Raw genomic sequence first — 14,306 nt, forward strand, 5'->3', positions numbered from 1 at the left:
CAATCAAGCCTGATGCGTAACGATCAGCGGTCCCGTGATGGTACGGTCGGTGGCGGACCCGTCTCCGCATCGGGGTCGACCAATTTGGTGACGATCCGCCCGATCAGCGTCACCGGATCGCGCCCCCGCCCATAGCCATAGGCCTCCGCCTCGCGCTGTGAACAGCGGCGCTGGCCCCGAAAGATGCCGCAGCCCGACAGGAACGGGTCCTGCACCGATGGCGCGGGCACCTCGCCGATCACCGCGCCTTGTTCGCCGACCTCGCGGGTCGTCGGCAGCGGCAGGCGGTAGCGCGCGTCGCGATCACGGTCGCCGCAGACGACGATTTCCCCGGCACCGGTCGCAGCGCAGTTTCGCGCCGCCTCCCGTTCGGCAGCGGCGGCAAGGATGCGGTCGACCGATTGCGCCTTGACCGACAGGGCGGGCAACAGCGCAGCGATCAGGAACAGGCGTCTCGGCATCCGCCCCATGGCTACCGCGCGGCGGCGGTGGCGACAAGCTATCAGCGGCGGATTGGGCGACGCTCGGCCAGCGTGTTGCGGATGGTGGTCGCCGCGACACCGGCCTCGCCCATGGCGTGGCTGATCTGGTCGAGGCCCTTCACGACGTCGCCCGCGGCAAACAGGCCGGGGATCGACGTGCGCTGGTGGTCGTCGACCTCCAGACAACCATCCTCGCTCGCCCGCGCGCCCGCCGCGATCGCCAGTTCGGAACGGATGTGCGATCCGAGCGCCGGATACACGCTGTCGAACGACAGCTCGCCCTCGGCAGTACGGACCACGAAGCGTTCGCCGTCGATCCGGTAATCGCCGCACGGGCCATCGACCCGGCGGATGCCGCCCGCATCCAGCGCCGCCCGGCACTCGTCGTCGAGTGCGTGGTCGCTGTCGGGCGCGATCAGCGTCACATCGGCGGTATAGCCGCGCAGGAACAGCGCCTCGCGCATGCCATGATCGCCGGTGCCGATCACGCCGACCCGGCGGTCGGTCACCTCATATCCGTCGCAGATCGGGCAATAGCGCAGCAACCCGCGTCGCAGCGCGTCGTCGTGCACCGCATTATCCAGCCCGGCAGGGCGGTGATTGACCACCCCGGTCGCCAGCAGCGCGGTGCGCGCCCGCAGGACGCTGTGGTCGGTGCGGACGCGGAAATCGTCGCCGTCGCGCTCAATCGCGGTCACCGTCGCCGCTTCGCAGGTCGCGCCGAATTCGCGTGCCTGGTCGTGCATCCTGGCCAGCAGCTCCGTCCCCGGAATGCCGCCGGGATAGCCCGCATGGTTATGCGTACGCGGGATCATCGCCGCCCGGCTCGACCCGCAATCGAACAGGCGGATCGTCAGGTGAAACCGCGCGAGATAGATCGCGGCGGTCAACCCGGCGGGACCCGCACCGATGATGGCGCAGTCGACCGTGGCGGGTTCGGGGGAGGGGGCAGGCATGACCCAGCAAATGACGGGGTGGGGGCTTTCGTTCCCCCGAACAAGCGGGCAGAGGCTGTCACCATGACCTTTGCCGCGACCGTCCTGACGCTCTATCCCGAAATGTTTCCCGGCCCGCTGGGAATGTCGCTCGCCGGTCGGGCGCTGCGCGAGGAACGCTGGTCGCTGGACGCGGTGCAGATCCGCGACTTCGCCACCGACAAGCATCGCTCGGTCGACGATACCCCGGCGGGCGGTGGCGCGGGCATGGTGCTGCGCGCGGACGTGCTGGCATCGGCGCTCGACAGCGTGAGCGATGGTCGCCCGGTCCTGGCGATGACGCCGCGTGGAAAGGCGCTGACCCAGGCACGGGTACGGGAACTGGCCGATGGCCCCGGCGCGATCATCCTGTGCGGCCGGTTCGAAGGGTTCGACGAACGCCTGTTCGACGCGCGCGATATCGAACCCGTCGCGATCGGCGATTATGTCCTGTCGGGCGGCGAAATGGGGGCGCTGGTACTGCTGGATGCTTGCGTTCGGCTGTTTCCCGGCGTAATGGGCGCGGCTTCGAGTGGTATCGAGGAGAGCTTCGAAAGCGGCCTTCTCGAATATCCTCAATATACCCGACCCTATGACTGGGAAGGGCGTGTGATCCCCGAAGTGTTGCGATCGGGGGATCATGCGCGGATCGCGGCGTGGCGCAAGGCACGGTCCGAATCCGATACACGGCTATGGCGGCCGGACCTGTGGGAGCGTCATGTCGACGCTCGGGTCCGTTCGCCCTCTGGTGCGCACAACCAAGACGAAGGTCAGAAGAAATGAACCTCCTCCAGACGCTCGAAGCGGAACAGATCGCCAAGTTCCTCGAGTCGAAGAAGCTCCCCGAGTTTCGCGCCGGTGACACCCTCAAGGTCGGCGTGAAGGTCGTCGAAGGCGAGCGGACCCGCGTGCAGAACTACGAAGGCGTGTGCATCGCGCGTTCGAACGCCGGCATGGGTTCGTCGTTCACCGTCCGCAAGATGAGCTTCGGCGAAGGCGTCGAGCGCGTTTTCCCGCTCTACTCGCCGAACATCGATTCGATCGAAGTCGTGCGTCGCGGTGTCGTGCGTCGCGCGAAGCTCTATTATCTGCGTGGTCGCACCGGCAAGTCGGCGCGTATCGCCGAGCGTCGCGATCCGCGTCCGGCCAAGGCGACCGCCGCCGAGTAATCGGCTGCACGCATTGCGTCACGGATCAGGGGCGCGGTGGCCATGGGCTGCCGCGCCCTTTTTCGTGGGCATGGCGGATCGTCCTTGCCGCTAAAAGGCGCGTGCCCGTCGGGCACGCGTCTAATCCAGTCGAAAGATGTCTTCCGGCTCCCCGTCCGGCCCGGTGTCCTGACCGAAGGGGATGAACCCGCACTTGCGCAGGATCGCACCCGACGCGGCGTTCGAACGGACGATGGTTCCAAAGATCGGCCGGCGGCGGTGCAGTGTCAGGAACTGTGCGACGGCGGCCTGCCCGATCCCCCGGTGCCAATATGCCCGGCCGAACCAGTAAGCGATCTGCTGCCGGCCCTCTTGCGGGAACGCCGAGACATAGCCCGCGACCGCATCGTCGACCTCGGCCGTCATCACCACATTCTGCGGATCGGCGATGATCCTGCGCCAATGATCGTCGAATGCGGTTCGGGTCCGTGGCGTGAACCCCGCCATTGCTGCCGCCTCCGCATCGCGTTGATGGTCGAAGAAGGTGGCCAGGTCGCTGTGTCGAACGGCCCTGAGATCGATCGTCATGGCAGTGGTCCGGTGCCGGGTGTCAAACCGGCCACGCTATCTCAGGCCTCGTCCGGCGTCGCGATCGGGGCCGATACCGTGAAGCGCAGGCCCGGCGCATTGTCGCTTTCCTCGATCGTGCCGTCGAGCCGCTTGACCATCGCGCTCAGCATCCGCGTGCCAAAGCCCGTGCGGTTGCCGCTGCGCCCCTGTCCCCGGTCGGCGACGGTCAGGCGGAAGCGGTTGCGGACCTTTTCCAGCGAGATCGAAATCGGTCCCGGCTGCCCGCCATAGGCATATTTCTGCGCATTGATGACCAGTTCGACCAGCACCAGCCCGATCTGCACCGCCGCGTCGGCGGTGATGAGCAGCGGCGCCAGGTCCATCGTCAGTCGCCCGGTCCATTCGGCGCCCATCGACGACTGCATCTCGGCCAGCAGGTCCTCAATATAGCGGCCGAGATCGATGACCGTGACGGTATCTTCGGAATAGAGCCGGCGATGGACCAGCGCGACGGCCGACAGCCGCCGCTGCGCCTCACCCAGATGGCGGGTCAGCGTCGCGTCGTTTTCGGCATGGGCCTGCATCGCCAGGAACGCGACGACCAGCTGCAGGCTGTTCTGCACCCGGTGGTTCACTTCCTTGATGAGCGTTTCCTGCTGCGCGAGCAGTGCATCCTTGTCGGTGACGGCACGGGTCAGTTCGCGGTTCAGCTCGCCGATCCGACGCCGCTGGCGTGCGTCGAACAACAGGCGCGACAGGCGATGCGCCGCCTCGATCTCCGCCGGGCTCCATGGGCGGGCACGGCCGCGAATCTCCTCGCTCCACGCCGCGAAGGAGGCGCGGGGGGTCAGCGGCTGGTCCGGTGCCTGTCCGACCGCCTTGTGCGGATTGCCGGCCCATTGGATCGTCTGCAGCGTCTCGGCGCGGAACCACAGCAGCACCACCGGCTCGTCGGTCGACAGGGTGATGGCGAGCAGCCCGCTGGCGAGGTCGCGATAGGCGCGCGCACCCGGCAGCCGCTGTTCCAGCGCAGCACTGTGGAGCAGGATATTCCCCTGCGCCCGCACCCATTGCAGGATGTCGGCGACGGCTTCGGGCGGCGGGACGGTGCCGCTGGAATTCAGCGTCGCCCCGCGTTGCAGCACGAAGCCATCGGCGTGCAGTAACCGTTGCAGGTCGCTGCCGATCAGCGCCGACATCTGGTCCGGATCATATTCCTGGGACAGCCGCTGCGCCAGGGCGTCCTCTGCGGTGCGCAGGCGCAGCCGTTCGCGATATTCGGCCGCCTCTTCCTTGGCAGTCACCTGCTGCGCGAACGACGCGGCGATCAGTTCGCACGTCTTGCGTTGCAGATAGGACAGGCCGCGCGGGCTGCGATGGTGGCACGCGACCAGCCCCCACAGGATTCCGTCCTTGACGATCGAGACCGACGCCGACGCCGCGACGCCCATGTTCTTCAGATACTGGACATGGACCGGCGATACCGCCCGCACGCCGACATTGCTGAGGTCGATGCCGATCAGCGCAGGATCGATGCCGGTGATCGGCGCCGGTACATAGGTCGCGTCGGGAATGACGCGGACCCGGTTGCGGATATACAGCGCGCGCGCCTGACGCGGAATGTCCGATGCCGGGAAATGGTGGTTCAGGAACCCGTCCATGTCGGGGGCATGGCGTTCGGCGACGACCTTCCCCGAATCATCGTCGAGGAAGCGATAGATCATCACCCGGTCGAACCCGGTCAGTCGCGAAAAGATGGTCGCGGCGCGCGCCGACAGGTCGTCCAGATCGACCGCGCGCGAAAATTCCTCGCCACCATGTTCGATCCACGTCAGCGCGTCGTCGGTGCCCGGCTCTCCGGTGGCGGTCGGCTCCAGCTCGATCAGCCAGAAGCGGCCTTCGCGGCTGGCGACGGCGGACAGTCCCCGTGCGGCGACCATGCCGAGCACGACCGGCCCAGCGATGGTCGAGCGGAGCAGCGTCAGCCCGGCCTCGCCGATCAGGTCGTGGATCGATCCGCCCAGCCATTGGTTCCCGAGCAGCGACGTGACATCGCCTGCGCCGCCGACGATCGCGCCCTCGGCCGGATCGACGATCAACAGCATGCCGTGGGGCTGGATTGCCCCTGGCATATGGATCGGTTCGCGGTCGCAGATCGTCAGGTCGTGCCCCAGGGTCGATGGCGATGTCGCCATCCCCGCATCCTGGGCAGTTGCACTGGTCGCCAAGCGTAGCCCTTTCGTCATCCAATGGCTGCCCGGCGACTGGGATCGTGGCAGGAACATATTGCAGTATAACCGAAACCGAAGTTCATCAACCGGTACCGGTCGGGCCGTCGAGCACCTGCCGGATGCGCTGGGCCAGATCGGCCCGTCGATACGGCTTTCCGATCAGGTCGAATTCGGTGCCGCGCGCGTCGACCCGCTCGATCGACGCCTCGGCATAGCCGGTGGTCAGCAGCACCTTCATCCGCGGGCGCAGCCGCCGTGCCTCCCGCGCGACCATCACCCCGTTCATGCCGCCGGGCATGATAAGGTCGGTGAAGAGCAGGTCGATCGCCGTGTCGCCTTCCAGCACGGCGATCGCCTCCGGGCCATTGCCGGCGCGCAGCACGGCATAGCCGAAATCCTTCAGGATCGCTTCGGCAAGGTCGCCCAGGTCGCGCTGGTCCTCGACCACCAGCACGGTTTCATGGCCGCGCAGGTCGCTGTCGCTGCGGGCGCGGCGCTGGCGGATCGGCTCGGGGACCGACGTGGCGGCAGGAAACAGCAGCGAGACGGTGGTGCCCTGGCCTTCGTGCGATGCGATGTGCAGCGCGCCATCGGACTGCTTCATGAAGCCATAGACCATCGACAGGCCAAGCCCGGTGCCCTTGCCCTGGTCCTTGGTCGTGAAGAACGGCTCGGTCACGCGGGCGCGGACCTCCTCCGACATGCCGCTGCCGGTGTCGGCGATCGACAGGGCGACGAAGGTCCCGCTCAGCTTGTCGCCATAGCGCGGGTCGCTGCCGTCCAGCTCGACATGCTCGGCCGACAGGGTGATCGTGCCGCCATCGGGCATCGCGTCGCGGGCGTTCATGACGATGCCGATGATCGCCGCCTCGGCCTGCACCGGATCGATACGGGCGTTGCAATGGTCGCCGCACGGCTTAACCTCGATCGTGATCGGCGCGTCGCCGATCGTGCGTCGGAGCATCGGCAGCAGCGCCCGCACCAGATCGTCGATGTTGGTGACCCGGCCCGACAGCTTCTGCCGCCGGGAAAAGGCGAGCAGCTGCTGCGTCAGCTCGGCCCCGCGATCGGCCGCATCCATGACCGCGCGGAGCGACCGGCGGGCGCGGTCGGGGGGCAGTGCGTCGTTCCGGTCGAGCTGGTTGAGCAGGACGTCGGCAAACCCCTGGATCACGGTCAAGAGGTTGTTGAAGTCATGCGCGATCCCCCCGGTCAGCTGCCCCACCGCCTCCATTTTCTGCGCCTGGCGCAGCGCCTCCTCGGCATCGCGGCGGCGGGTGACGTCTAGCTGCGATGCGAAGTGATAGCGCAGTGTACCGTCGGCATCGAACACCGGCGAGATGAACAGCGCGTTCCAGAACGAACTGCCGTTCTTCTTGTAGTTGACAATCTCGACCGAGGTTTCGCGCCGTTCGCGGATCGCGCGGGCGATTTCGGCCACCGTGTCGGGATCGGTGTCGGCCCCCTGCAGGAACCGGCAGTTATGCCCCAGCACCTCCTCCGCGCTATAGCCCGTCATGTTCAGGAACGCCGGGTTGGCAAAGACGATCGGGTTGTCGGGCAGATTGGGATCGGTCACGATCATCGGCATGCGCGTGGTCTTGACCGCGGCAAAGAAGATGCCATTGCCCGGATCGTGCATTTCGCGACCCGACATCGCCGCCTGTCGCTGCACGATGTCGAGCGGCTTTTCCGGGCTGGGGGGAGAGGACATCGGCAGGCCTGTGGGTTCGAGGACGTTCGACAAAGGTCGCGAACGAGCGATTTGGTTCCGTAACGATCGGACCCGGCCGCGCGGTCCGATCGTTCCTGCATGATGAACCCCCTGCGACAGACTATTGCCCGCCAAGTCCGTGGGCTGACCGGGGCTGGCGACGGCGCGATCGACCTTCGGCGGCCACCGGGTGATGACGGTCTGTTCGGGCCGGGATCGGTCAGCTGGCGGGTGCATGGCGATTTTTCGTCGATGATGATCGGCGGCACGACGGCGCTGCTGATGCAGATGCTGCATCCAGGGGCCTTGGCTGGGGTGTGGGACCACAGCAATTTCCGCCGCGATATGCTGGGGCGGCTGAAACGCACCGCGCAGTTCATCGCCGGCACCACCTATGGCAGCACGGCGGAGGCCGGGCGGCTGATCGATCATGTCCGGCAGATCCACGACCGGGTGCACGGGGTGCTGCCCGACGGTACGCCGTATGACGCCAATGATCCGCACCTGCTGACCTGGGTCCATGTCGCCGAGACGGACTCGTTCCTGCGCGCCTATCTGCGTTACCGCGATCCGCACCTGTCGCGCGCCGATCAGGACCGCTATTTCGCCGAGAATGTCGTCGTGGCCGAGCGGCTGGGCGCGCGCGACGTGCCCGATAGCCGCGCGGCGGTGGACGCATGGCTGCTGAAGGTGCGCGGCGAGCTGTGCTGCGACCATCGGACCCGGACGGTGCGCGACGCGCTGTTGCAGCAACCGTTGCCGAACCCGTTCCTGAAAGGGTTCGGCGCGCTCAATACCGCGGCGGCGATCGACCTGCTGCCCCCCTGGGCGCGGGCGATGCTGGAACTGCGCAGCACCGCGCCGCTGGGCGTCCGTGCCGGGGCGCAGGGCATGGCGCGGATGCTGCGTTGGGCCTTAAACGGATCGGCGTCGGAAAAGACGGCACGGGCGCATCGTTAGAGCGGCGGCAGCCCTGCGCGCAATTCCTCGACCCACGCCGTCGCCACGCCGTCCGACGGCGCGCGCCAGTCACCGCGCGGCGACAGCGCGCCGCCCGCCGACACCTTCGGCCCGTTGGGCAGCGCCGATCGCTTGAACTGGCTGGTCTGGAAGAAGCGCCAGAGGAACTTCTCCAGCCATCTGGCGATGGTCGGCAGGTCGTAGCTGCCCTTCGCCGCTTCCGGAAAGTCGATCGGCCAGCGGCCGGCGGCGGCATCGCGCCACGCGTGCCAGCACAGGAACGCGACCTTGGACGGCCGCTGCCCATAGCGGACGATATGGTGGAGGAAAAAATCGTTCAGCGCATAGGGGCCGACGCGATCCTCCGTGCTCTGCATCCGGCCATCGGCGTCGGCAGGCACCAACTCGGGCGAAATTTCGGTGTTCAGGATCGCGTCGAGCACCGCGTCGGTGTCGCGGTCGAACTGATCGGTGTGGATCGTCCAGCGGATAAGGTACTGGATCAGCGTCTTGGGCACGCCGGCATTGACGCCATAATGGCTCATATGGTCGCCGACGCCATAAGTGCACCAGCCCAGCGCCAGTTCGGACAGGTCGCCGGTGCCCAGGACCAGCGCCTCGCGCTGGTTCGCCAACCGGAACAGGTAATCGGTGCGCAGCCCGGCCTGCACATTTTCGAACGTTACGTCATAGACCGGTTCGCCGCTGGCAAAGGGGTGGCCAATATCGCCCAGCATCTGCCGCGCGGCGGGGCGGATATCGATCTCGTCGCTGGTGATGCCGAGCGCGCGCATCAGCTTCCACGCATTGCCCTTGGTCGCCTCGCCGGTCGCGAAGCCGGGCATGGTGAAGCCCAATATGTCGGTGCGCGGCCGCTCCAGCCGGTCGAACGCCTTGGCCGCCACGATCAGTGCATGGGTGGAATCAAGCCCGCCCGACACGCCGATCACCAGCCGCTTCGTACCCGACGCGACCAGCCGCTTGCGTAAGGCTTCGACCTGAATGTTGAACGCTTCGTAGCAGTCATCGTCCAGCCGCTCGGGCGTGTTGGGGACGAAGGGATAGCGGCGTACGGCACGCCGCAGGCCGATATCGCCCTCCGCCGGGGCATGGTCGAACCCGATCCGGCGGAACCGCGTCTCCGGATGGCTGCTGGCCGCTGCGCAGTCGTTGAACGTGCCGGTACGCATCCGCTCTAGCCGCAGCCGCGCCAGATCGATATCGGCAAAGGCGATGCCGGCGGACTGGTCGAACCGGTCGGACTGGACCAGCAATTCGCCCAGTTCGTGCACCGACCCCTGGCCGTCCCATGACAGGTCGGTCGTACTCTCGCCGATGCCCGCCGCGGCATAGATATAGGCGGACACGGTGCGCGCCGATTGCGACGCGCACAACATCTCGCGGTCGCGCGCCTTGCCGATCACGATGTTCGACGCCGACAGGTTGCACAGCACCAGCGCCCCGGCCATCGCCCCGGCGGTCGACGGGGGCAGCGGCGACCAGAAATCCTCGCAAATCTCGGCATGGAACACGAAGTCGGGTGGGGTATCGGCGGCAAACAGCAGGTCGGTCCCGAACGGCACCGTCTGTCCGCACAACGCCATGGTCAGGCCGGTCAGCCCGACGCCGGGCGCGAACCAGCGCTTCTCATAATATTCGCGGTAATTGGGCAGATAGGTCTTGGGCACGACGCCGAGGATGCGTCCGCACGATACCGCCACCGCGCAGTTGTACAGCCGCCCGTTGCGCCGCAGCGCGGCCCCCAGCAACAGCACCGGGCGCAGATCGGCGCTGGCCACGATCACCGCCGCCAGCGCCGCTTCGGTCGCATCGCACAGCGCGTCCTGCAGGTGCAGATCGTCGATCGCGTAGGAAGTGAGGTTCAGTTCGGGAAAGACCAGCAGGTCGGCGCCCGCCTCATGCCCCTGACGTGCAAGCTCGATCGCGGCACGGCCCCCGGCGGCGGGGTCGCCGACATGCGCGGGCGGAGTGCAGGCCCCGACGCGCAGCAGGCCGTGGGTGTGGATCGAATGGAACGGGTGCGTGGTCATGGCCGCACCCTAAGGACCCTCACCGCGCCCAACAAGGATCGTCGTGCAGGACCACGCCGAAAGGGCAGGGGTTGGCAATGGCGTACCGCCTCAGCACCCAACCCGTCACCCCGGATCAAGTCTGGGGTGACGCTTGGGGCATGGTGTCTACCCGTCAAACCTTGGCGGCGTAGATCATCCGGCCTTCGCCGAGCAGGTCGAACACGCGTGCCAGATCGCCCTCGGCCACCGCGAAGCACCCTTGGCTACGGCCCAGCTTGCCGTGCTGCGCGATCATTTCCGGATTGGCATACCATGCGCCATGGACGACGATCGCACGCATCAGGGCGTTGTCGTTCGTGTGGTCCAGCCCGACCAGCCGCTGCGACCGGCCATGCTTGCCGACATAATAATTGTCGGTGATGAAAGCGCCTTCCGACGTGGCATTGGAATCGGGCACGTTGCTGAATCGGGTCAACGATCCGCAATGCGCCGGGTCCGATCCGCTGCCGTGCGCGACGCGCATCGCCGACACGACGCCGCTGTGCATGTCGATGAACTGGAACCGGGGATGGGCAGAATCGACCGCGAAGTCGGCGATGGCGATACGGTCGGTACGCGCGATCCGTCCCGAATGGCGGTCCATCGACGCCAGCGCGCGTTCGAACAGCCGCGGATTGACCGTCGCAGGTGCACGCATCTGCTTCACCGGAGCGGCCGGCACGGGTGCCGAGGCAAAGCGATGCTGCGGCGGTACGATGGGGGCGTTTTGCGCGATGGGCACGATCGAATTCGTCGTGCAGCCCTGTGCGAGTACGGCACCGGCCAATCCGCCTGCCGCTTTCAGCACCGCTCGCCGCGATCGAACTGCTTCGTCCCGCATCCAAATCCTCGCCAAATTGTTGAGGGTTAGAGATACGGGCGAACCGCCTTCCATTCAATTAACACATGTGCAAGCGTTCCGCCGCTTGTCGCGCGGATGGAACGTACGGTCGACTCTGACAGTTATGGTTACCGCGAGATTTGCCATTCGCCGCGCGCTGCGGGATAATGGCGGGATGACGGTTCTACTGCGCCTTTGTCCGTTGCTGGCGATCCTGCCGCTGCCCGCGATGGCACAGGTGCCGGCGGCGCTCGCGGTGGAACAGGCGGCGGTGGCCATGCGGCCGGGCGACCATCGCTGGGCCGATGATCCGGCATTGCCGGGACCGGTCAGCATTGTCGTCAGCGTGCCGATGCAGATGGCGTTCGTTTATCGCGGCGACCGGCTGATCGGTGCGACGACGGTTTCCACCGGCAAGCCGGGCAAGATGACGCCGATCGGCGAATACACCATCCTGCAGAAGCGCCCGTTCCACCGATCAAACCTGTATAACAATGCGCCGATGCCGTTCATGCAGCGGCTGACCTGGGACGGGGTGGCGCTCCATGCCGGCAATTTGCCCGGCTTTCCGGCGTCGCATGGCTGCATCCGGATACCGACCGCGTTCGCGCGCCAGTTGTTCGAAGCGACGCAGCTGGGTGGACAGGTGGCGGTGGTGAACGACGTCATCGCGTTTCCCGCCTATCGACCGGCCGATACCACGCCGCAGCTGTCGGTGGACGCGATCGGGACGCTGGCCAGCCGTGACGATCGGGTGAGTGCCGGGACGGGCCGCAATGCCCCGCGCTGACCGGTGGGCATCGGGGCTGGGCCTGCTATTGCTGGCGGGCTGCAACGGGGGAGGGACAGCCCCGGCGGACCCGATCGCGTCGCCCACGCCGTCTCCCTCCGCGACGCCGCCAATAGCCACCACCGTCGCCAGTTCGGTGCCGGAACGGCTGACGGTAACGACCAACGAACCCTTTTACTCGGTCGGCATCGCTGGTGACGTGCTGACGCTGAGCGGCGTCGATGCCCCTGCGCGGCGTTTGGCCGTCGTCGCGCGCCGGGCCAGCGCCGATGCGCGCGAATGGGATGCGGGGCAGGGCGTCCGCGTGCGAGTGGTTCGCGCGCCGTGCGAGGACGATATGTCGGGTGCGCCACGCGATTTTACCGCGACGCTCACCATCGACGGGCGCACCGTGCGCGGCTGCGGCTTCGTCGGCAAACCCTCGCCGCCACCGGGGGAGGCGACCGCTGCGCCAAACAACATTCCGGCGCGGTTCGTCGGCCAGTGGAACCGCGATGCCGCCGCCTGTGCCCGCCCGGCAGCCTCGATCGAAGGCGTACGGGTCGCCCCGGGCGAATTATGGTTTCACGAGAGCGTCGGCACCGTGAAGCGCGTCGAGCCGCTCGGTACCGATCAGGTCCGGATCACCGCCGATTATGAGGGCGAGGGCCAGCGCTGGACCACGACGCAGACGTTGCGGGTCGCGGGCGACCGCCTGACGATCGTCACCGATGGACAGCCGTTCAGCCGGATACGCTGTCGGGGATAGCGGTCGCCAGCGCGATCGCGCCGAGCAGCTGTTCGCTGGTGAATGGCTTGGTCAGTACCGGCACGCCGATCTGCGTGTCGCCGATCTCGGCGAACCCGGTGATGAGCAGGACCGGCGTGTCCGGGCAGCAGGCGCGCACGCGGGCGGCTACGTCGATCCCCGACATGTCGGGCATGGCATAATCGGTCAGCACCATGTCGAACCGCTCGCCCGCCTCCAGCACGGCGACCGCGCGCGTCGCCGAATCATGGACGACGACGCTGTGGCCGGCGGCCTCCAGCTGCGCGGCGACGACGGCACGGACTTCGGGATCGTCCTCCACCAGCATCAGGCGGCGGGGGGTGATCCGGTCGCTTGCCGGCGGACTGACCGCGATCGGCCCGGCATTGATCCGCGGCAGCCATAGGTGGATGCTGGTGCCGCGCCCGACTTCGCTGTCGATCGTCACCTCGCCGCCGGCCGCCCGCGCCATCGCCCGGACCATCGGCAGGCCGAGACCCGTCCCGGCCCCTTGCGCCTTGGTCGTGAAGAACGGTTCGAACACCCGCTCGCGTACCGCGCTGTCCATGCCGCTGCCGGTATCGCTGACCGAAATGCGGACGAACGGCCCGGCAAAATCGGGCAGGAACGCCGCGGCCTCCGCGATATTCGCCGTGCCGATCCGCACCGTCCCGCTGCCGTCCATCGCATCCCGCGCATTGATCGCGAGGTTGAGTATCGCCAGCTCAAACTGCCCAACATCCGTCCGCACCACCCAGGCAGGCTCGGCAAAGTCATAGGCGACGCCGATGCGTCCCGCGGCGGTGCGGACGATCAGTTCCTCGATCGACTGGATCACGTCGTCGGGCCGAAAGATTTCGGCGGCAAGGTCGCGCTGCCGACTGAAGCTCAACAGACGGCGGGTGATGGCACTGCCGCGCCCGGCCGCCTCGGTCGCCGCGCCCAGATAGCGCCGCAGCCGGTCGCGATCGTCGATCCGCCGTTCGGCAAGTTCGAGGTTGCCGATGATCGCCGCCAGCAGATTGTTGAAATCATGCGCGATCCCGCCGGACAAGGTGCCCAGCGCCTCCAGCTTTTCGGACTGGTGGTGACGCCGTTCGGCCAGCCGCCGGTAGGTGTCGTCGCGTTCGATCTTCAACAGGTAGCGCTGCGTCCCGATGGCGAACGGGATGCGGGTGATGTGCGTCCAGCGATCGCCCGACGGCTGGGGCAGTTGTCGGTCCTCGCTATCGCTGTCGTCCTGCGCGACGATGGCGAGGTCGCGGGGGTCAATACCTTCCGGCGGTGCCGTGCCACGGACCACCTGGCCATCGCGATCAAGAATCGTCACGATATCGCCTGACCCGTCGGCAAGGGCGCGAAAGGCGGCACGCTCGAACGCCAATGCCTGCCGCAACGCGAAACGGTCGGCGGCAGCCGCGATCATCGCGATCAGCGCCTCGGCATCCCAGGGCTTGTTCGCATAGCCGCTGATCGCCCCGTCGTTGAGCGCGGTCACTACCGCCGTCAGGTCGGCATAGCCCGTCAGCAGGATCGCCTCCGCGTTGGTCTGCCTGCGCACGCGGGCAAGGAACTGGCTGCCGGTCAGCTCCGGCATCCGTTGATCCGACACGATCACGGCGATGTCGGGATGGGTCCGGACCAGCTCCAGCGCCTCGACCGGCGAGGCGGTCGACAGGATGCGGTAGCGGTCCTCCAGCAGATCGCCGAGCGCGACGAGGATTTCGGGCTCGTCATCGACCAGCAGCAACAGGGGCAGGGAACCGGACATTTCCA

General features: G+C 67.2%; 13 protein-coding genes. 5 read left to right on the forward strand and 8 right to left on the reverse strand.

What is annotated here, in order from left to right; all coding sequences use genetic code 11:
- Positions 1 to 23: 23 nt before the first annotated feature.
- The gene (locus tag ASE67_RS11900; RefSeq protein ID WP_055761197.1) at positions 24 to 461 is read right to left on the reverse strand and encodes a hypothetical protein; all 438 of its coding nucleotides are present in this window, start codon (positions 459 to 461) and stop codon (positions 24 to 26) included.
- 41 nt (positions 462 to 502) lie between these two features.
- A complete protein-coding gene (locus ASE67_RS11905; RefSeq protein ID WP_055761199.1) occupies positions 503 to 1,438 on the reverse strand; it encodes an NAD(P)/FAD-dependent oxidoreductase in 936 nt (311 codons plus the stop codon).
- A 63-nt stretch (positions 1,439 to 1,501) separates the two neighbouring features.
- Between ASE67_RS11905 and trmD the strand changes: the two genes are divergently transcribed.
- The gene (gene trmD / locus ASE67_RS11910) at positions 1,502 to 2,239 is read left to right on the forward strand and encodes a tRNA (guanosine(37)-N1)-methyltransferase TrmD (RefSeq protein ID WP_055761202.1); all 738 of its coding nucleotides are present in this window, start codon (positions 1,502 to 1,504) and stop codon (positions 2,237 to 2,239) included.
- Positions 2,236 to 2,625: a 50S ribosomal protein L19 gene (gene rplS / locus ASE67_RS11915; RefSeq protein WP_055761205.1), complete on the forward strand. Its 390-nt coding sequence runs from the start codon at positions 2,236 to 2,238 to the stop codon at positions 2,623 to 2,625. The genes trmD and rplS overlap by 4 nt, the downstream gene beginning before the upstream one ends.
- 120 nt (positions 2,626 to 2,745) lie before the next feature.
- Here rplS and ASE67_RS11920 read toward each other — a convergent pair whose 3' ends face one another.
- From ASE67_RS11920 to ASE67_RS11930, 3 genes are all read right to left on the reverse strand, one after another.
- Positions 2,746 to 3,192 (reverse strand): GNAT family N-acetyltransferase, encoded by a 447-nt coding sequence (locus ASE67_RS11920; protein ID WP_055761208.1) that lies wholly within the window; start codon positions 3,190 to 3,192, stop codon positions 2,746 to 2,748.
- A gap of 41 nt (positions 3,193 to 3,233) precedes the next feature.
- The gene (locus tag ASE67_RS11925; RefSeq protein ID WP_055761210.1) at positions 3,234 to 5,369 is read right to left on the reverse strand and encodes a histidine kinase dimerization/phosphoacceptor domain -containing protein; all 2,136 of its coding nucleotides are present in this window, start codon (positions 5,367 to 5,369) and stop codon (positions 3,234 to 3,236) included.
- Between the two features lie 118 nt (positions 5,370 to 5,487).
- Complete coding sequence (locus ASE67_RS11930; RefSeq protein WP_055761686.1) at positions 5,488 to 7,119, reverse strand: histidine kinase famiy protein; 1,632 nt, start codon at positions 7,117 to 7,119, stop codon at positions 5,488 to 5,490.
- Positions 7,120 to 7,221: 102 nt separating this feature from the next.
- Between ASE67_RS11930 and ASE67_RS11935 the strand changes: the two genes are divergently transcribed.
- Positions 7,222 to 8,079: an oxygenase MpaB family protein gene (locus ASE67_RS11935; protein WP_055761689.1), complete on the forward strand. Its 858-nt coding sequence runs from the start codon at positions 7,222 to 7,224 to the stop codon at positions 8,077 to 8,079.
- Here the strand turns inward: ASE67_RS11935 and ASE67_RS11940 are convergent.
- On the reverse strand, positions 8,076 to 10,130 hold the full coding sequence (locus tag ASE67_RS11940) for an NAD(+) synthase (protein WP_055761213.1): 2,055 nt from the start codon (positions 10,128 to 10,130) through the stop codon (positions 8,076 to 8,078). The two genes, ASE67_RS11935 and ASE67_RS11940, sit on opposite strands and share 4 nt — an antisense overlap.
- Positions 10,131 to 10,284: 154 nt before the next feature.
- Entirely contained in the window at positions 10,285 to 10,959 is a 675-nt protein-coding gene (locus ASE67_RS11945; RefSeq protein ID WP_235511885.1) for a murein L,D-transpeptidase catalytic domain family protein, read from the reverse strand.
- A gap of 208 nt (positions 10,960 to 11,167) precedes the next feature.
- Here ASE67_RS11945 and ASE67_RS11950 point away from each other — a divergent pair, with 208 nt between their 5' ends.
- Together ASE67_RS11950 and ASE67_RS11955 are read left to right on the forward strand one after the other, a co-directional pair.
- Positions 11,168 to 11,782: a L,D-transpeptidase family protein gene (locus tag ASE67_RS11950; RefSeq protein WP_082457086.1), complete on the forward strand. Its 615-nt coding sequence runs from the start codon at positions 11,168 to 11,170 to the stop codon at positions 11,780 to 11,782.
- The gene (locus ASE67_RS11955; protein WP_156348593.1) at positions 11,769 to 12,530 is read left to right on the forward strand and encodes a hypothetical protein; all 762 of its coding nucleotides are present in this window, start codon (positions 11,769 to 11,771) and stop codon (positions 12,528 to 12,530) included. Before ASE67_RS11950 ends, ASE67_RS11955 begins: the two co-directional genes overlap by 14 nt.
- On the opposite strand, the gene ASE67_RS11960 is transcribed toward ASE67_RS11955, so the two are convergent.
- Positions 12,505 to 14,301 (reverse strand): response regulator, encoded by a 1,797-nt coding sequence (locus ASE67_RS11960; RefSeq protein WP_162236346.1) that lies wholly within the window; start codon positions 14,299 to 14,301, stop codon positions 12,505 to 12,507. The genes ASE67_RS11955 and ASE67_RS11960 overlap by 26 nt on opposite strands.
- Positions 14,302 to 14,306 lie beyond the last annotated feature (5 nt).

This window comes from Sphingomonas sp. Leaf23 (assembly GCF_001421585.1).
Lineage (GTDB): Bacteria > Pseudomonadota > Alphaproteobacteria > Sphingomonadales > Sphingomonadaceae > Sphingomonas.

Bases quoted from the DNA above. Each gene is read 5' to 3' on its own strand.
- ASE67_RS11900 (WP_055761197.1), bottom strand. From the start codon at position 461: ATGCCGAGACGCCTGTTCCTGATCGCTGCGCTGTTGCCCGCCCTGTCG.
- ASE67_RS11905 (WP_055761199.1), bottom strand. From the start codon at position 1,438: ATGCCTGCCCCCTCCCCCGAACCCGCCACGGTCGACTGCGCCATCATC.
- trmD (WP_055761202.1), top strand. From the start codon at position 1,502: ATGACCTTTGCCGCGACCGTCCTGACGCTCTATCCCGAAATGTTTCCC.
- rplS (WP_055761205.1), top strand. From the start codon at position 2,236: ATGAACCTCCTCCAGACGCTCGAAGCGGAACAGATCGCCAAGTTCCTC.
- ASE67_RS11920 (WP_055761208.1), bottom strand. From the start codon at position 3,192: ATGACGATCGATCTCAGGGCCGTTCGACACAGCGACCTGGCCACCTTC.
- ASE67_RS11925 (WP_055761210.1), bottom strand. From the start codon at position 5,369: ATGGCGACATCGCCATCGACCCTGGGGCACGACCTGACGATCTGCGAC.
- ASE67_RS11930 (WP_055761686.1), bottom strand. From the start codon at position 7,119: ATGTCCTCTCCCCCCAGCCCGGAAAAGCCGCTCGACATCGTGCAGCGA.
- ASE67_RS11935 (WP_055761689.1), top strand. From the start codon at position 7,222: ATGAACCCCCTGCGACAGACTATTGCCCGCCAAGTCCGTGGGCTGACC.
- ASE67_RS11940 (WP_055761213.1), bottom strand. From the start codon at position 10,130: ATGACCACGCACCCGTTCCATTCGATCCACACCCACGGCCTGCTGCGC.
- ASE67_RS11950 (WP_082457086.1), top strand. From the start codon at position 11,168: ATGACGGTTCTACTGCGCCTTTGTCCGTTGCTGGCGATCCTGCCGCTG.
- ASE67_RS11955 (WP_156348593.1), top strand. From the start codon at position 11,769: ATGCCCCGCGCTGACCGGTGGGCATCGGGGCTGGGCCTGCTATTGCTG.
- ASE67_RS11960 (WP_162236346.1), bottom strand. From the start codon at position 14,301: ATGTCCGGTTCCCTGCCCCTGTTGCTGCTGGTCGATGACGAGCCCGAA.